At 59.4% G+C, this 17,633-nt stretch carries 17 protein-coding genes; 2 read left to right on the forward strand and 15 right to left on the reverse strand.

From position 1 onward, the window contains the following. Positions 1-980: 980 nt before the first annotated feature. From HMPREF3056_RS03835 to HMPREF3056_RS13290, 3 genes are read right to left on the reverse strand one after another with little or no spacing between them, the layout of a single operon-like run. Complete coding sequence (locus HMPREF3056_RS03835) at positions 981-1,376, reverse strand: hypothetical protein (protein ID WP_042531285.1); 396 nt, start codon at positions 1,374-1,376, stop codon at positions 981-983. After that, entirely contained in the window at positions 1,373-1,690 is a 318-nt protein-coding gene (locus tag HMPREF3056_RS13285) for a hypothetical protein (RefSeq protein ID WP_141754606.1), read from the reverse strand. Before HMPREF3056_RS13285 ends, HMPREF3056_RS03835 begins: the two co-directional genes overlap by 4 nt. Continuing rightward, positions 1,690-2,166 (reverse strand): hypothetical protein, encoded by a 477-nt coding sequence (locus HMPREF3056_RS13290; RefSeq protein WP_070672192.1) that lies wholly within the window; start codon positions 2,164-2,166, stop codon positions 1,690-1,692. The genes HMPREF3056_RS13285 and HMPREF3056_RS13290 overlap by 1 nt, the downstream gene beginning before the upstream one ends. Positions 2,167-2,587: 421 nt before the next feature. Here HMPREF3056_RS13290 and HMPREF3056_RS03840 point away from each other — a divergent pair, with 421 nt between their 5' ends. Further along, entirely contained in the window at positions 2,588-3,256 is a 669-nt protein-coding gene (locus tag HMPREF3056_RS03840) for an AMIN-like domain-containing (lipo)protein (RefSeq protein ID WP_158396518.1), read from the forward strand. Between the two features lie 87 nt (positions 3,257-3,343). Here the strand turns inward: HMPREF3056_RS03840 and HMPREF3056_RS03845 are convergent, their stop codons facing one another. The 4 genes from HMPREF3056_RS03845 to HMPREF3056_RS13300 all read right to left on the reverse strand — a co-directional run bounded on the left by HMPREF3056_RS03845 (position 3,344) and on the right by HMPREF3056_RS13300 (position 8,000). Beyond that, positions 3,344-5,614 carry a polyribonucleotide nucleotidyltransferase gene (locus HMPREF3056_RS03845; protein ID WP_070754131.1) on the reverse strand — a complete coding sequence of 757 codons (2,271 nt, stop codon included), beginning with the start codon at positions 5,612-5,614 and terminating at the stop codon, positions 3,344-3,346. Between the two features lie 139 nt (positions 5,615-5,753). Next, positions 5,754-6,023: a 30S ribosomal protein S15 gene (rpsO, locus tag HMPREF3056_RS03850; RefSeq protein WP_010190317.1), complete on the reverse strand. Its 270-nt coding sequence runs from the start codon at positions 6,021-6,023 to the stop codon at positions 5,754-5,756. Positions 6,024-6,101: 78 nt separating this feature from the next. After that, positions 6,102-7,019, reverse strand: coding sequence for a nucleoside hydrolase (locus HMPREF3056_RS13295; protein WP_070754132.1), 918 nt, complete (start codon positions 7,017-7,019; stop codon positions 6,102-6,104). Next, complete coding sequence (locus HMPREF3056_RS13300) at positions 7,020-8,000, reverse strand: bifunctional riboflavin kinase/FAD synthetase (RefSeq protein ID WP_070754133.1); 981 nt, start codon at positions 7,998-8,000, stop codon at positions 7,020-7,022. It abuts the gene before it with no gap. Positions 8,001-8,037: 37 nt separating this feature from the next. Here HMPREF3056_RS13300 and truB point away from each other — a divergent pair, with 37 nt between their 5' ends. Next, positions 8,038-8,931, forward strand: coding sequence for a tRNA pseudouridine(55) synthase TruB (gene truB / locus HMPREF3056_RS03865; RefSeq protein ID WP_070754134.1), 894 nt, complete (start codon positions 8,038-8,040; stop codon positions 8,929-8,931). 9 nt (positions 8,932-8,940) lie between these two features. Here the strand turns inward: truB and HMPREF3056_RS03870 are convergent, their stop codons facing one another. The 8 genes from HMPREF3056_RS03870 to nusA all read right to left on the reverse strand — a co-directional run bounded on the left by HMPREF3056_RS03870 (position 8,941) and on the right by nusA (position 17,630). Then, a complete protein-coding gene (locus HMPREF3056_RS03870; RefSeq protein WP_046648085.1) occupies positions 8,941-9,615 on the reverse strand; it encodes a 4'-phosphopantetheinyl transferase family protein in 675 nt (224 codons plus the stop codon). Next, on the reverse strand, positions 9,608-10,429 hold the full coding sequence (locus HMPREF3056_RS03875; protein WP_049155431.1) for a metallophosphoesterase family protein: 822 nt from the start codon (positions 10,427-10,429) through the stop codon (positions 9,608-9,610). Before HMPREF3056_RS03875 ends, HMPREF3056_RS03870 begins: the two co-directional genes overlap by 8 nt. 44 nt (positions 10,430-10,473) lie before the next feature. Further along, on the reverse strand, positions 10,474-11,772 hold the full coding sequence (locus HMPREF3056_RS03880) for an MATE family efflux transporter (RefSeq protein ID WP_070681990.1): 1,299 nt from the start codon (positions 11,770-11,772) through the stop codon (positions 10,474-10,476). Then, positions 11,773-12,735, reverse strand: a complete 963-nt coding sequence (locus HMPREF3056_RS03885; RefSeq protein WP_070754135.1) for a DHH family phosphoesterase — start codon at positions 12,733-12,735, stop codon at positions 11,773-11,775. Next, positions 12,736-13,179: a 30S ribosome-binding factor RbfA gene (gene rbfA, locus HMPREF3056_RS03890; RefSeq protein ID WP_046648080.1), complete on the reverse strand. Its 444-nt coding sequence runs from the start codon at positions 13,177-13,179 to the stop codon at positions 12,736-12,738. 151 nt (positions 13,180-13,330) lie between these two features. Next, the gene (gene infB, locus HMPREF3056_RS03895) at positions 13,331-16,048 is read right to left on the reverse strand and encodes a translation initiation factor IF-2 (protein ID WP_070754136.1); all 2,718 of its coding nucleotides are present in this window, start codon (positions 16,046-16,048) and stop codon (positions 13,331-13,333) included. Positions 16,049-16,157: 109 nt separating this feature from the next. Next, positions 16,158-16,493: a YlxR family protein gene (locus HMPREF3056_RS03900; protein ID WP_070754137.1), complete on the reverse strand. Its 336-nt coding sequence runs from the start codon at positions 16,491-16,493 to the stop codon at positions 16,158-16,160. Between the two features lie 120 nt (positions 16,494-16,613). Further along, complete coding sequence (gene nusA / locus HMPREF3056_RS03905) at positions 16,614-17,630, reverse strand: transcription termination factor NusA (RefSeq protein ID WP_070754138.1); 1,017 nt, start codon at positions 17,628-17,630, stop codon at positions 16,614-16,616. Positions 17,631-17,633: the final 3 nt, after the last annotated feature.

The following is a 17,633-nucleotide window of genomic DNA, read 5'->3' on the forward strand; positions in this document are numbered from 1 at the left end:
AATCAACGCACTCTAAAACCGGAAGGGCCCCTTTATCAGTAATGTGCGTCCATCTACTGTGCCTGCAGCCTTTGCTGGTGATGGTGAGAATGCTGGGGAAGCCCGTGAAAACGCTTTTATCGTCAATGAACCCTTTGTCCCGGAGCAATCGAAGACGCTTACAAGCTCCCGAATCGTAAATTCCCCACAGCCTGGCAACGTGGTCGCGCGCCATAGCTTCAAACGCAACCAAACAGTCAAGAGGAGCCGATCTCGCTCAGTTAACTCAAATTGCTTGGCCGTACGAAACGGTCGTAACCTCTGGTCTGAAACATGAATAATCTTCACCATGTAGTAATGGTCGCATTAGAGTGTGCAAACCCTAATGCGCCAACGAAACGACAGATTATCACGCGCTTTGAAGGAGCATGACGAGTATCCTTCTCCCGCCTCGCCTACGGCTCGTTGGACATCAGGTCATGAAGGCTTCGCAATCATAACCCGGAAGATCTCGCACGAAATTTCTAAAACGACAAAGAAGCCCTAGATTCGTATAAACGGTTCTAGGGCTTCTAACCTTTGCTTCACGAGTTCAGCATGAGCAGTGAGCTACCGATTGCTCCAGTACCTATATTTTCAATTGACGCGATAATGCGACTGCGATTGTTATGACCCATTCTCTGCTCCTTTTCTTTATTTATGCGAACAAGAAACTTCTTTGAAAAAGGCTGACCTACACTTTTAATAATCCAAAGAGCAATCAGGTATAACACTGCTATTGCTAAGGTACCTAGGATGTCGAGTCCTAGATCACTGCTTAGCTCAACCCGCGAAGCACTATTGATTATATAACAGGAGGGAGACACACTCTCTGGAAAGATGGAACAAATGTTCTTAACGGGTTAGCTTCACAAAAATAGAGAACAATAGCTCAGGGAGTCACGTTAAGCGTGACTCCCTCGACAAAACTTCACCACCTGCACCGAACGGCTTCCAGTCCGTTACTTCGGCCGTGACATAAACGACGCGAAATCAACAGAGCTGATAAAAGACCGAGGCCACTCCTCATCGTCGGTCAAAAGCATGTCCTCCCACAAACGTGACACAGCCGCCCCAGGCTCAATAGGCTCGTCGATCGTCCCTAATGCGGTGGAATAGCTATACATATTCCATTCATCCTCGTTAACCGGTTCATCACTCTGAGCCTGGAGATCATGGAGCAAGTTCTTTTTCACAACGGAATCCGACTCATCAATCTCCACATCAGCGACCAGATAGACGGTCGTGAACTGTTTCACGCGCTCCACTCGTTCAAGATAGCGCTGATAAAACCGAGGCAAATCCTCTTCTCTCGCAAGGAAATAGGTCTTTGTCAGGGTAATTTCGCTGGACATCATTTAGGGTTCCAACTCGTGTCATAGGCACCCGACGGACGGTACTTCCGCTGAGGATAGCAATGCCTCTTATGGGCATTGTTAAACTTGCTTTCATACAAATTTGCATCGGATTTGGCAGCATTAGGATCTGTTGGATGATTACCTATGACAAAGCCCACAATAGGATTGCCGGGGGCATTCTCCACTACCTGGCATTTCATGGTGATCATGCCTAGTTCATTTTTAACAACACCCGCTGCTTGCGCGACTTGCGTTTGAGCAAACACTGCAGAAGGAAGAGCGAGTGTAAGCGCCAAAGCACGTAATTTCTTCATTAGCAATTCTCCACTCGATCGATGCGAGTAATACCTGGAACCTTCAACTTGGAAACGGTTTCTTCAGCGCCCGGGGCAACCCCTGTGCACTCAATATCCTGAGAACCCACCCAACCCGTCATGATGACTTTCACCCGAACAGGTGTAGGGCAATTATTCCGAATTTTGATCTCAGCTTGATGATGCTCAGCAGACACACACGCAGGGGCAGTGTTTGATGCATCATAGAAGCTTATAGTCGGCTCACCTTCCACATGGATTTCCGCTGACTGTTTCTCCTTGGCATCCGACAGGTCTACAGTCTTGGTTTCTCCGGAAGACAACTCAAATCCCGATTCACTGTCTGCAGCAGGAACCGTATCACCATCCAAGGTCGCTTCTGCATCCTGAGCAAACGCGCTACTGGGGGCGGCAAGAGCCAAGACAGCACCACAAACCAATGCCAAACGAACTTTTCTTGCAGACTTTTTAACCATACTCTTTACCTTTCTTAGCGTTGGGAATGCACTTCACTCATGACAGTAGATGGAAAGTCCTCTCAAATCCATAGAACCTCCGTTCGGTACGCATAACTAAGAAGGATGAACACACGGATAAGCCCCGCGCCGTCGAAACAAACGATGAACCCAAAACTCACCCCGCACAACCCCAAGCCGTCGAATCAAACGACGAAGGGTCGCGGGAGCCGGGGCCGGAGGGAGATAAAGAAAAGCCTCCCTAATGGTAAAAAGTCGGCGCAGTTTTTGGAACTGAGCGGAACTTTTAAGAGTTAGGGAGGCTAGATGGCCTGAGAATGCCCCTCGGGGTCCAGCGGGGTTACGCAGTGATGCCCACGTGTTGCTGCTCGTTATGATGGTCTAGGAAGCTGGATCCTGCTGTCACAGCTGAAGGGAAAATATGACTCGCTCTATTGCACCGACCACCGTCTTCGGGGTCATCATTGCCGGATGTGCGTTGACCATCACCGCATGCTCTGAGGGAGGTTCGCACTCCACAAATTCACCTGCTTTTAGTTCGGTTGAATCCAGCCCGCGAGTTGCTGAAGCACCAGCCAGTGAAGAAATGGCCTCAGAGGACTCGGGCGCGCAAAGCAGCTCGGAGGCGATGACTGCAGCACAGTTTGCGGGCATGGGTACAGCAGCCCTGGATAATCGGCATCACATGCCCGAACGGCTTGGAGATCTCACGCCAACTACGGTGCGTGTGGGGGCTCACAATGGCTTTACCCGCGTAGTTATTGATCTCGAGGGAAACGGCGAACCGGGCTGGTTTACCACCTACACAGACAGCCCAACTCAGCAGGCCTCCGGTTACCCCGTTGAGGCAGAAGGAAATGCTTTTCTCGACGTCGGAATCGAGGGAACTCCTTGGCCATCTACGCCTGAGCTCGAGGAACGGCATATTCAGCAGGGAACTACTCCTGGAACTGGAGTCGTGAGTGAGGTCGTCTACACCAGCTCATTTGAGTCACAATCGCAATTCATCATTGGTCTGCAGAAGAGGACTCCGTACTCGGTGACATTTCTCGAGGACCCCAAACGACTTGTACTTGATTTCCAGGACTAGCAGCTAGCACCCAACAAGCTAAGAGCCCCGCCATCGCAGCCCATGAACGAGCTGGAGAGCGGGGCTCTGGCTTATGAGGTTTGGGAATTAGTCTTCCTCAACCGGGACCAGGGAAATCTTGCCGCGGTTATCGATGTCCGCGATTTCGACCTGGATCTTGTCGCCGACGTTGACCACGTCTTCGACCTTTTCGATACGCTCATCGCCGCCCAGCTTCGAGATGTGCACCAAGCCGTCGCGGCCCGGGGTCAGGGATACGAAGGCGCCGAAGGCCACGGTCTTCACCACGGTGCCGAGGAAACGCTCGCCGACCTTGGGTAGCTGCGGATTGGCAATGCTGTTGACGCGCTCGATGGCAGCCTCAGCAGCCTCGCCGGTGGCAGCGGAGACATAGACGGTGCCGTCTTCCTCAATGGAGACGTCAGCGCCGGTTTCCTCGGTGATGGTGTTGATGGTCTTGCCCTTCGGGCCGATGAGCTCACCAATCTTGTTAACCGGGATGGTCACAGAGGTGATGCGCGGGGCAAGGCCGGACATCTCGTCCGGGCCCTCGATAACCTCAGCCATGGTTTCGAGGATGGCGGAGCGGGCATCGCGGGCCTGCTCGAGGGCGTCGGCAAGCACGTGCGAAGGAATGCCATCCAGCTTGGTGTCCAGCTGCAGAGCGGTGATGAATTCGGAGGTACCTGCGACCTTAAAGTCCATGTCGCCGAAAGCGTCCTCGGCGCCGAGGATATCGGTCAGCGCAACGAACTTCTCCTTACCTTTAACCTCACCGGAGACAAGGCCCATGGCGATGCCCGCCACCGGAGCCTTGAGCGGAACACCTGCGTTGTACAGGGACAAGGTGGAGGCACACACCGAACCCATGGAAGTTGAACCGTTGGAACCCAGAGCCTCGGAGACCTGGCGGATAGCGTACGGGAAGTCCTCACGGGACGGGATAACCGGCAGCAAAGCACGCTCAGCCAGCGCACCATGACCAATCTCGCGGCGCTTCGGGGAACCCACGCGGCCGGTCTCACCCGTGGAGTATGGCGGGAAGTTGTAGTGGTGCATGTAGCGCTTGGACTCCACCGGGGTCAGGGAGTCAATCTGCTGCTCCATCTTGAGCATGTCCAGGGTGGTGACACCTAGGATCTGAGTCTCGCCACGCTCAAATAGGGAGGAGCCGTGGGCACGCGGGATGAGATCCACCTCCACGCCGAGGTCACGCAGGTCAGTAACACCACGACCATCAATGCGGAAGCCTTCAGTGAGGATCTTGTTACGGACGATATCCTTCATCACAGCGTTGAAGGCGTTACGGATCTGCTTGGAGGCATCCGCCTCCTCAAGGTCATCGAACTCGTCAAGGAGATCGGCTTCAATCTGCTCCATGTACTCGTTCGTTGCATCATCACGGTCTTGCTTACCCGGGATGGTGAGCAGCTTCTGCAGCTTCTTGGAGGCTGCCTTCTCCACTGCCTCGTATACATCCTCGCTGTAGGCCGGGAAGAGCGGGAACTCCTGTGTCTCCTTCGCGGCGCGCTCAGCCAAACCTGCCTGAGCCTCACACAGCGTCTTAATGAAGGGCTTGGCAGCTTCCAAGCCCTCGGCCACGGTGGATTCCTGGGGTGCCGGGGCGCCTTCCTTGATGCGTTCAGCCACGTTCACGCCGGCGCCTGCCTCCACCATCATGATGGCAACGTCGTCCTTGCGGCCCTTCTTCACGATGCGGCCGGCAACGACCATCTCGAAGAGAGCACGCTCGTGCTGCTCGTTGTTCGGGAAGGCCACCCACTGGCCCTTCGGGTGCCTATCATCAGCAATCAGCGCCATGCGCACGCCGCCCACCGGGCCGGATACAGGCAGGCCAGAGAGCTGTGTGGAGGCAGAAGCGCCGTTGATAGCGACGACATCGTAGTACTCCTCCGGATCCATGGAGAGGACCGTGACAACGACCTGAACCTCGTTGCGCAAGCCCTTCACGAAGGTTGGGCGCAGCGGGCGGTCGATGAGGCGGCAGGCCAGGATAGCTTCGGTGGAAGGGCGTCCCTCACGACGGAAGAAGGAACCCGGGATTTTACCCGCGGCATACATGCGCTCCTCGACGTCCACAGTCAGCGGGAAGAAGTCGAAGCCTTCGCGCGGCTGGTTAGAAGCGGTGGTCGTGGACAGCAGCATGGTGTCCTCGTCCAGGTAAGTGGTCACGGAGCCACCGGCCTGGCGAGCCAGCTGGCCCGTCTCAAAACGGATGGTGCGAGTGCCGAAATCGCCGTTGTCCAGGGTGGCGATGGCCTCGGTGATGCCGTAATCGTCGTCGATAAGAAACTCGACGGAATTGTTCGGTTGCTTTTTAGCGTTCTTAGCGCTCATGGATGTAACTCTCCTTGGAGCTGTCATGGCGATCTTCGGTGCCGCCTCTTCTTCGATGTTTTCTGACAACGTCCAAGGATTTTAGCAGATGAGATAAGAAAACCCCCGCACGCAGTGCGGGGGTTGAAAAGTTAAGCGCTTAGCGGCGCAGACCCAGGCGAGAAATCAGGTCGCGGTAACGGTCAACGTCGTTGGCTGCCAGGTACTTCAGCAGGCCGCGGCGACGACCAACCATGAGAAGCAGACCACGGCGGGAGTGGTGATCGTGCTTGTGATCCTTGAGGTGCTCGGTCAGGTTGTTGATGCGGGAGGTCAGCAGGGCAACCTGTGCCTCCGGGGAGCCGGTGTCGGTCTCGTGCAGGCCGTACTCCTTGAGGATTTCAGCCTTCTTCTCGGTGCTCAAAGCCATGGAAAATCTCCTATTGTATTTCAGTCCACATGAAATGTTGCGCCGTGAGGCGCTGCCCGTGACTACTGTGGACCGCAGTCAGCAAGCCGAAGTAGAAGTATAGAGGCTGCCCAGCTTCGACATCAAATCATCAACGAAGCGACCGTCATCCACTGCAACGGCCACGCGAGTGGTGGGGTTATCTAGGCGTTCCGGATCGCCGATCGTGCGCCCACTGTCCTCACACCGCAGGTTGAGGTCGAGGCATGTAACCAGCGAAGGATCGGCTGCTACTGCTACCGCCAAAGGGTCGTGTAGCCCGCAACCGCCAAGGTGCGGCGAGGTCGTCTTGTAGGCGCGAATGTAGTAGTCCACGATGTCCGCGTAGATACGACCAGTGGGTGTACCGCGCCATTGCTTCGTGTGCTCCCTGGTGAGCAACGTGCGCAGCGTGACATCGAGCCCCACCATCGTGAGGTCGTGAGCATGGCGGAATACATAGTCCGTGGCTTGGGGATCTTGGAAGACGTTGGCCTCGGCATAGGGCGTGACGTTCCCGGGCACGGTCAGCGCCCCACCCATCATGACGATGCGGGCGTTGCGGGCGAAGTCCGGGTCTTTGCGCATGGCGCCAGCAATGCTTGTTGACGGTCCCGTCGGCACGATAACCAGGTCCTCCCCGTGCTCGCGCACCGAACGGATAAGAAAGCCCACTGCATCCTCGTATGCCTTGCGGCGCGGCGGAGGCAGAAGTACTTCCCCAAGGCCATTGCGGCCATGGATGAAAGCAGAAATGGGAGCAACGCTAAAGCCCGGCCGTGTCGGGCCTGTGAAGACGGGGACATCCTCGGCGTCGAGAAGCTCCAGCAACGCCAGAGAGTTACGCACTCCCAACGCCACCGGCACGTTGCCATAGGTGCCCGTAACCCCGATCAACTCGAGGTCGGGGTGCGCTACGGCATAGGCGAGAGCGAGGGCATCGTCGATTCCGGTGTCGAGGTCGAGGATGATCTTCATTTAGACCTCGCGTGCCAGAATCTCACGAACTCGAGCAACGTCTCGCTCCATAGCCGTCAGGAGTTCCTCCACGGAGTTGAATTTCTCCATGTCTCGCACGTGGTCGACAAAGTGCACGGTGGCCTCGTGCCCGTACAAGTCTGCGTCACGGTCCAGCACGAAGGACTCCACAGAGCGCTCCTCGTCGCCGAAGGTGGGGTTCGTACCCACCGAGATAGCGGCTGGATAAGGAACGCCGGGCTCCATGTCGCCTTCGAGTGGAGCGCCGGTGGGTTCAACCACGAACCAGCCCGCGTAGACGCCATCGGCCGGGATGGCGACGGATTCCGGGAAATACTGGTTGGCGGTCGGGAAACCAAGCTCCTTTCCGCCGCGTCCTGCACCGCGCACAACGGGCCCGGTCACCGTAAAGTGGCGTCCCAGCGCCCAATTGGCGCGCGCAATATCGCCCTTAGCAAGAGCGGCGCGGATGTTGGTGGAGCAGATGCGCTCGCCCTCGTCGTCAAGCAAAGGCACGATGTCAACGTCGAACCCGAACTCGGCACCGAATTTCGCTAGCGCCTCCGCGGTGCCGGATGCACCTGCGCCGAAGGTGAAGTTCTCCCCCACCACGACGTGTTCTGTGTGCAAACGCCCCACCAGGAGTTCCGTCACGTACTCGCGCGGCTCGACGCCCTGGAGTTCCTCGGTGAAGTCGATGACGAGCACGGCCTCGATGCCCATCTCTTCCGCCAACTGCATGCGGCGCTCAAAAGTAATCACGGAGAGCGGCGCGCGCTCCGGCAAGAACACGGAGACTGGGTGCGGATCAAAGGTCACCATGATTGGGCGTTGGCCATGCGTGCGCGCATGCTCGACGGCCTTTGTGACCAACTGTTGGTGTCCGCGGTGCAGGCCATCGAAGACACCAATCGTCACTGATGTCGGGCCAAGGTCAGCGGGGATGCTATTGATTCCGTACCAAATATCCACGGCCACCATGCTATCCCACCGCAGCCGGTGCCCTAGACTGCAGGGCATGACTGATCCGCTCGAACGTTCCGGCCTCGTGGTCGTCGACAAACCCGCCGGCATGACCTCGCACGACGTCGTGGGAAAACTGCGTCGCTTCTTCCATACCCGCAAGGTGGGGCACGCGGGCACGCTAGATCCGATGGCCACGGGAGTGCTCGTTGTAGGCCTCGAACGTGGCACCAAGTTCCTCGCGCACATGGTGGCCTCCACCAAGGCCTACGACGCCACGATTCGCCTCGGCATGGCTACCCACACCGACGATGCGGAAGGTGAAGCTACGTGGGGCAAACCGGCAACCGCAGTGGAGGATTCTGCCATTTCGCAGGAAATTGCTGCGCTGACCGGCGATATTCTGCAGCGGCCGGCAGCGGTGTCCGCGATCAAAATCGATGGCAAGCGTGCCCACGAACGAGTGCGGGCGGGCGAAGAGGTTGAGATTCCAGCTCGCCCGGTCACGGTCAGCCGCTTCGATATCCTCGATACGCGGCGCTGCGGCGAGTTCGTAGATTTGGACGTGTCGGTCGCGTGTTCTTCGGGAACCTACATCCGCTCGCTGGCTCGGGATCTGGGTGAGGCCCTCGGCGTCGGCGGGCACCTTACCGCGCTGCGCCGCACGGAGGTGGGCCCTTTCACGCTTGACGACGCCCTCCCCCTCTCTGCTCTCGAGGACTCCCCGACGCTGTCCCTGAGTCTCGACGAGGCTCTCGCTCGCAGCTATCCGGTTTTAGAAGTCACCGATGATGAGGCCCAAGCCCTGGCTATGGGCAAGTGGCTGGAGCCGCGCGGGTTGCAAGGCACGTACGCGGCCGTCGATCCGCAGGGACGGTCGATCGCCCTGATCAAGGAGAAAGGAAAGCGCTTAGCCACGGTTTTCGTCGCGCGGCCCTCGACGCTTTAACGCCCCGGTTTACCTGTCAAAGTTGAGCGCTGGAACGGCAGCAGAAACGATGACATAGCCATCCCGGATGATCCAGTGCCCCGTAATGAACGGCACTGGAGTCGGCCGCGCCAAGAGGTAAGAGACGAGCGTTCCGTCTAGGCGCAGGTCAATTTCCGCTTGGTCAAAATCAAGCCACCGCCGGGTCATGGGGAACCACGTCTTGTAGGTGGCCTCCTTGGCACAGAACAACAGGCGGTCCGGGCAGGAAATACCCGCCGCTTGTAACTGAGCCAGCTGCGGCATCTCCCCCGGCCGAGCGATCATCGTCAGCACATGCTCCGGCAAAGGCTCCGCGGGTTCGGCATCCAGCCCCATCGAGCGCACGTGGGTGGTTGGCGCTGCTACCGCTGCACGCAGGCCTTCGGTGTGCGTCATCGATCCGGTATAGCCCTCCGGCCACAGCGGCATGCCTCGCTCGCCGCGCAGAATCGGCTCATTGTCGGTGTAGTTGAGCTCCTTCAAGGCTTGGTGGGCACACCAGCGTGCATCCCCAAATTCGGACTTGCGCACGTCCACGGCTTGGGAGACCACGGAGCGCTCCTCCGGGGATAGGTGGTTGTAATTGAGCAGATCGGTCATCGACTCGTCTGTACGCACATAGCAATATCGCGCTGACTCCGGGAAGAGGGAAGGCTCAAGCATGCTCTGCCCTCCCTGTCTTCTCATCGATACTCAGCACCGGATATGGCCACGGCTGGAGATGTCCGTGCGCTTGCCACTCACGCGGATAGCCCAGAGACACCTCAATGTGGTCTACTCCATCAATGTTGGCTCGGTTAGGCATATGGAGGTGACCGTAGATGACCGCCTTGGCGTTGTAGCGCCGCGGCCAGGAACGCGTGTGGCGGGTTCCACACCACAACGCCACCTCGGGCCAGCGCAGGTACAGGGTTGGCTCCTGCACCAGCGGCCAGTGATTGATCAGGACGGTCTCGCCCTCAACCCGTGATAGGCGCTTGATGGAATACGCCAAGCGGTCCCAGCACCACGCGCGGACATCGACGAACGGGGCGATAGCAAATTCATCGGTCATGATGATCTGCTTCTGCTTCGCGCTCGCGAGCGCCTGCTCTACCGTTGTTCCCGGCGGACGAAAACTGTAGTCATACAGCGTAAAAAGCGGGACGACAGTAACCCCTCCAAAAACCGGGAAAGGGTCTTCTGGGGTAACCACGCCAATCTCCCGGCAGCCCTCCACGAGCCGATCGTATTTTTCACGTCCCTGATACGCGTCCTGGCCGCGGGAAAAGAGCTCGTGATTGCCGGGCACCCAGATCACGGTGGCGTAGCGGTTTTTCAGCCGCGCCAAGGTGTTGATGACAAGGTCAATGCGCTCGGCCACATCGCCCGCCACAATCAACCAGTCATTCGGATTCGGCGGAACGAGTTCCTCGATACGGTCCCCGTTGACTCGCACCGCCGCGTGGAGATCGGAGACAGCCCACAACGTGGTCATAGCGCCTCCTTCACACAAACATTCTCTCTACTTTTACCACAGGGCTAGACCTGCGCCCACCGCATGGAGTAGAAGCGCCACACCACGCCCACCATGCGGATGAGGATGAACGCGGCGATTCCGCCCCACACCCCGGTCAGGCCGGTGCCGAAAACCAGAGCCAACCAGACACCGGGGAGGAAGCCCAAGAGCACCGATGCGAGGGTGAGCGTACGGAGGAAGGCTGCGTCCCCAGCGCCTAGGAGGACGCCGTCCAGGGCGAAAACGACGCCGCCAATAATGACGAGGAAAGTCATAACCCACCACGGGCCGGAAATGACCTCAAGGACCTCCGGGCTCGTAGTAAAAATCTGCGGGATGACACCGGCGCCGAGGCCTAGTACCACTGCGAGCGCGAGGGAGAAGGACGTCGAGTAGAGCGTCACCTTGGTTCCCACCGTGCGGGCATAGCGCGCTGACCCTGCCCCCAATGCCGCGCCGGTCAATGCTTGGGCAGCGATAGCGAGGGAATCCAGAACGAGAGACAGGAAGTTCCACATCTGCATCATGATTTGATGCGCAGCCAACTGGGCAGTTCCGATACGCGAGGCCACCGCTGCCGCCGACAAAAATGCCACTTGGAAACTCAACGAACGCACGATGAGGTCACGCCCCAACACGAGCTGCCGACGCACAACGCTCCAGCGGACCTCCCACGATCCGGCATGCTCGCGGCGCAGCTCCGCCACAAAAAACGCCGCAATGATCCCCATGCCCAGCACCGTGGCCAGAGCTGAGCCCGGCAGACCCCAGAAGTGCACGAAAATAGGCACCGCGATGGCGCCAGGAACCATACCTGCGAGGGTGAAGTAGAGAGGCTTGCGGGTGTTTTGAACACCTCGCATCCAGCCGTTGCCGGCCATGTTGATGAGGGTAAAAGGAATCGCGACGGAGGCGATTCGCAGCCACTGTGCTGTCCCCCGCGCCGTATCTGGATTGCCAGTCAACCACATCGCAAAGAAGCCGGCGAAGAGCCACATGATGATAGCGAGCACCAACCCCACGCCCACGGCAACCCACGTTGCTTGCACGCCCTCCGCCACGGCCTCTTCCCGCTTACCCGCACCGAATAGACGAGAGGCTCGCGCGGTCGTGCCATAAGACAAGAAGGTCAGCTGGGTAGTGACCACGGAATGTAGCGTGGCCGCAGCTCCCAGCGAGGCCAAATCCTCCGCTCCAAGCCGGCCCACCACCGCGGTATCCAGGAGCAAATAAAGCGGCATCGCCGCGAGAACTCCCAGAGCGGGCACGGCAAGACGGAAAACCTCCGCGGCAGATACCTTGACTGGTTGCTCGGAAGCCATTTAGGACAACGCACCTACCAGCTGCGCGATAACCTCCTCGGGCGTTCCGTGCGCGGTATAGCCAGCCGCCGGAACATGCCCACCGCCGCCGAAGGTGAGGGCCACTTCGGCGCAGTTGACCGCAGAGGAACGCAAAGATACTGCCCACACATTGGGCGCCTGTTCCTTGAAGACCACTCCAATGTCAGTGCCCTTCAATGCGCGGACATAGTCGACAAAAGACTCAATGGCGGAATCGGCATGAGACGCGACTTCCTCATGCGGCACGAAGAGAACAGCCAGGCGGTGCTCCCCCGCTTCCTCAATCCTGAGGCCTGAGAGCACGCGTCCGATCATCTGCAGGTCATCGGCCGTGCTGGAGTCCATGAGTTCCAGCGCAATCTGCTTGGTGTCGAGCCCATAGAGCATCAGGCGCGCAGCGATATCATGCATCGCTGGGCGGCCCCAACGGAAGTTACCGGTATCGGTGACAAGGCCCGCGTACAGGCAGTGCGCGATGACGCGATCGATCTGGATAGAAAGCCTATCCAGGATATCGAGCAGAACCACCGTGGTGGACTCACACACTGGATCCACCACGTTGATGGCACCGAAGCCGTCGTTAGAAGCATGGTGATCGATACATAGGACGCGGCCGACGGCGGCCATTTTCTCGATCTCCCGGGCCACCGAACCCGTCCTATCTATCGAGCCGCAGTCCACAGTGACATAAAGGTCGTAGCCCTGCGGAAGCTCATCCACCAGCTCAATCTCGTCCACGGTAGGAATGGAGAATAGGTTGGCGGAAATATCGCGGCGCTGCCCGATCACGGTGCGGGTCTGCTTCCCGCGCTGGCGCAGCGCCAAGGTGAGGGCCGCCGCAGAGCCGACAGCATCGGCGTCTGGGCGCAAGTGCGTGATAATGCAAATACTGCTGGCCTGCACCAGCGCATCAACTGCGGCTTCGTAGTTGGTTCGTGACACTTAGTCCTCTTCCTTATCCGAGGTCTTGTACGGATTCGCATCACCAGCCGGCTGCGCGCCTTCCTTCAACTTGGCCAACTCCGCATCGCGGGCACGGGCGCGGGCGAGCAAATCCTCCATGTGAGCGGACGCCTCGGGGACAGTGTCAAGCTCAAAGGACAGCGTCGGCGTAAAGCGAACCGACAGTTCGTCGCCCACGATCTTGCGCAACTGCCCCTTAGCTCGCGTGAGAGCCTCGGCAGCCTGATCGTAATCCGGCTCGGATTCGATATCCGCGCCGCGCACCGTGTAGTACACGGTGGCATCGTGCAGGTCACCCGTAACGCGGGCATCCGTGATGGTCACAAGCTCAAGGCGACGATCCTTAATCTGGCGTTCAATAGCGCTGGCAACGATTGTCTGAATGCGCTTTGCCATGCGCGCGGCGCGTGCGTGATCAACCATGGTGAAGCTCCTTTGCGTACGGGTACTGGCAACTAGTCTAGGATACCGATTCTGCACCTTTCGGCCGAAATGATTAAAGCCCAGCCAGGAAACTTTCCTGGCTGGGCTTTGTTATCTGAGCGCATTTAGTGAGCGGAGAGCTCAGATGTAATTAGTCGCGCGGGACCTCGACTTCCTCGTAGGCCTGGATGATATCGCCTACCTGGATGTCCGGGTAGGACAGGACCATACCGCACTCGTAGCCGGCGTTGATCTCGTTTGCGTCATCCTTCTCATGGCGCAGGGACTCGATCTTGGCATCGGAGACGATGACGTTTCCGTCGCGCACGAGGCGAACCTTGCCGTTGCGCTTGACCTTGCCCTCGGTGACCATACAACCGGCAATGGTGCCGACGGCGGAGGACTTGAACAGCGCGCGGATCTCCGCCGCACCGGTATCCCGCTCCTCGTAGATGGGCTTGAGCATGCCCTTGAGAGCTGCCTCAACCTCTTCGATGGCGCGGTAAATCACGGTGTAGTAGCGGATGTCAACGCCCTCGGCATTCGCTTCCTCCGTCGCCTTGCCTTCAGCGCGAACGTTGAAGGCGATGATGACGGCGTCGGAAGCCGCAGCCAGGCTGACGTTGGTCTGCGTCACAGCACCGACGCCACGGTCGATGATGTTGAGCTGAACCTCGTCGTCGACCTCGATGTCCAGCAGGGCATCTTCCAGAGCTTCGACGGAACCGGCATTGTCGCCCTTGAGGATGAGGTTGAGCGTCGAAGTTTCCTTGAGCACTGCATCCAGATCCTCGAGGGAGACGCGCTTGCGGGCCTTGGCCTGCAGAGCAGAACGCTTACGCGCGTCACGCTGTGCGGCAATCTGGCGAGCGACGCGGTCATCTTCGACAACCAAGAGGTTGTCGCCGGCACCAGGCACGCCGTTGAGACCCTGCACCTGGACCGGGCGGGACGGGCCGGCCTCTTCCACGTCGTTGCCAAACTCATCGAGCATACGACGCACACGTCCATGCGCATCGCCAACCACGATGGAATCACCAATGCGCAGCGTACCGCGCTGAATGATGACGGTTGCCACCGGACCGCGGCCACGGTCGAGGTGAGCCTCGATCGCAGAACCCTGCGCATCCATATCCGGGTTAGCGGTGAGCTCGAGTGCAGCGTCCGCCGTCAGGATGACAGCCTCCAGCAACTCGTCGATGTTGATGTTGTTCTTCGCGGAGATGTCCACGAACATCGTGTCGCCGCCGTATTCCTCCGGCACCAGACCGTACTCAGTGAGCTGACCACGGATCTTATCCGGGGAAGCTTCCGGCTTATCAATCTTGTTGACCGCGACGACGACCGGGATGTCCGCTGCCTTGGCGTGGTTGATCGCCTCAATGGTCTGCGGCATCACGCCGTCATCAGCGGCGACCACCAGGATGGCCAAGTCGGTGGACTTGGCACCACGGGCACGCATGGCGGTAAACGCCTCGTGGCCCGGTGTATCCAGGAAGGTGATGGTACGCGGGCCATCCTCGAGATTCACCGTGGTCTGGTAGGCACCGATGCCCTGGGTAATGCCACCGGCCTCACCCGCACCTTCGTTGGTCTTACGAATGGTGTCCAGAAGGCGGGTCTTACCGTGGTCAACGTGACCCATCACGGTAACGACTGGCGGGCGCTTCTCAAGGGCTTCTTCGCCGCCCTCGTCCTCACCGAACTGCAGGTCGAAGGACTCGAGCAGCTCACGGTCCTCGTCTTCCGGTGAGACAACCTGGACCTCGTAATTAATCTCCGAGCCCAAAAGCTGCAGGGTGTCCTCGGATACGGAGGCCGTAGCCGTCACCATCTCGCCGAGGTTGAACAGTGCCTGAACCAATGCTGCGGGATCCGCACCGATCTTCTCGGCAAAGTCAGCCAGGGAAGCACCGCGGCGCAGGCGAACTACCTTGCCGCCGCCGTCAGGCAGGCGTACGCCGCCTACCTCATGCTTCTGCTGCTCTTCAAACTCGTGGCGCTTCTGACGCTTCGACTTCTTGCCGCGACGCGGTGCGCCACCAGGGCGACCGAATGCACCAGCGGTACCACCGCGGCGACCGCCGCGTCCGCCACGGAAACCACCGTGGCCTGGGCCGCCCTGGCCCGGTCCGCCGCCACGACCACCTCGGCCGCGACCGCCACCGCCGCTGCCTGCGGCCTTCGACGGCATGCTGGCCGGGTTCGGATGCGAAGGCATCATGGCCGGCGATGGGCGGCGTCCGCCGCTGCGATTGCCATCACCCTGCGGGCGTGCTCCGCCCTTGCCACCGCGGTTATCACCAGGCTTGCCGGCGGAGCGCTGCCCCTTGCTGCCGCCCGGACGTGGTCCGGGGCTGGGGCGATCGCTCGAGCCGCCCGTGGAGAACGGGTTATTGGCGACGCGACGGGTACCACCAGGCTTCGGCATGGAGCGCGGTGTAACTGCGCGCTCGCCAGGCTTGTCAGCATTCTTGCGCTGTGCACCCGGCTTCGGGGCACCGCCCGGCTTAGGCGCAGTTCCCGGCTTCGGGGCGCCGCCCGGCTTGGGAGCGGCACCCGGCTTCGGCGCTGCCCCCGGCTTCGGACCAGGCTTAGCGGCGGTAGCCGGCTGCTTCTCTGCTGGTTTCTTCTCTGCCGCCTTTTTGGCAGCAGAAGCCGGGGAGGCTGCCGGCACGGTTTTCTCCGCCGGCTTGTCGTTGCCACCCTTAGCTTCATAATGTGCGCGCATCTTCTTGACCACCGGCGGTTCGATGGTCGAGGATGCGGTCTTGACGAACTCGCCTTGTTCCTTCAGCGTGGCGAGTAGTTCCTTGCTGGTTACGCCGAGCTGCTTTGCCAACTCGTGTACACGTAGCTTTCCGGGCACTTGTCTCCTCTTTAATCTTTCTAGGAGCCAAGGCCGCGGAATACGGCTTGACCCCTAGTTAATGGCTATGGACTTTCATCGCTGATGCTGCTTCATGGTTGTGCGCTCATCAGTGTTCGGTCTTCCTTTTTAACTCTGGGTCGCACGGGCTGTTGCCCGCCGACTGCACCTGCTGCTGAGCAGCGAGGTACTCACGTACGTGACCTGTGTCCACGTCTGTGGACAATCGGAGCGCGCGCCTGAAGGCACGGGTTCGCTCCGCCAGCTCTACTGCCTCCAGATCTGGCCTTATCCACGCTCCCCTGCCGGGGAGGAGGCGGCGCGGATCCGGAACAACACGGCTTCCTGTGGGATCGTCCCTATCGGCGACAACCCTGAGCAATTCCGTGTCGGGATGCTTTTGACGCGTGGCGATACAGGTGCGGAGTCGCTGTCCCTGAGACATCCCACTCCTTACGTCGAATCACCACTACTACTACGCCACAGCATTCCTGCATGTGGGCCGTTGTCTAGTCTACGCGAAAATAGGCCAAACCTTTAATCCCACCGCAGGTAGGTTGGAAAGCTAGTCACGAGCGGCATCGGAGTGAATATCAATCTTCCATCCGGTCAGGCGAGCTGCGAGGCGAGCGTTCTGCCCCTCCTTGCCGATGGCCAGCGAGAGCTGGTAATCCGGCACGGTTACCTTGGCTACCTGTGCTTCTTCATCGAGGATTTCTACGCGCACGACCTTCGACGGGGCGAGAGCATTACCCACGTAGACGGCTGGGTCTTCGTTGTAATCGATGATGTCAATCTTCTCACCGCCGAGCTCACGCATCACGTTGCTGACGCGGGAACCCTTCGGGCCGATGCATGCACCCTTGGCGTTGAGGCCCTTGGCGTGGCCACGCACGGACACCTTCGAGCGGTGCCCTGCCTCGCGGGCGATGGCGATGATCTCTACTGCACCGTCGGCCACCTCTGGGACCTCCAGCTCGAACAGGCCGCGAACCAGCTCTGGGTGGGTACGCGACAGCGTGATCTGCACCTTGGCCCCGTTGCGGCTTACACCCACGACATAAGCCTTAACGCGGTCGCCGTGCTCAAGCTTCTCTCCCGGCAGCTGCTCGGCCGGCAACAGGAAAGCATCCTGCGAATCGTGCTCGGTACCCAGCTGCACCACGACGACGCCGCGCTTGTTCGCGTGGATATCGCGCTGGACGACGCCCGACACAACCGTTCCGGTCAGTTCAGAATAGGAATCATAGGTCCGCTCCGCTTCGTTCTCGCGCAGCTTACGCAGGATGGCATCACGGACAGCCTGGGCGCCGACGCGCCCAAAGTTATCCGGGGTGTCGTCGTATTCGCTGACGATCTCTCCGGTCTCCGGATCGCTTTCCGTCACGATGACGGCAACGGCGCCGGTATCGGCGTCGATATCCACGCGGGACTTTGTCCCCTCTGCCTTCGTCTCAGCAGACTCGGCACGGTGATCCAGATAGGAATACAAAAGGGCACCCGCGATTGCCTCAAGCAGGTCCTTCACCGGGACGCCTCGCTCGCGCTGAATCGTGCGGAGTGCCTCTAGATCAATATTCACTTG

Source organism: Corynebacterium sp. HMSC056F09 (assembly GCF_001815785.1).
GTDB lineage: Bacteria > Actinomycetota > Actinomycetes > Mycobacteriales > Mycobacteriaceae > Corynebacterium > Corynebacterium hiratae.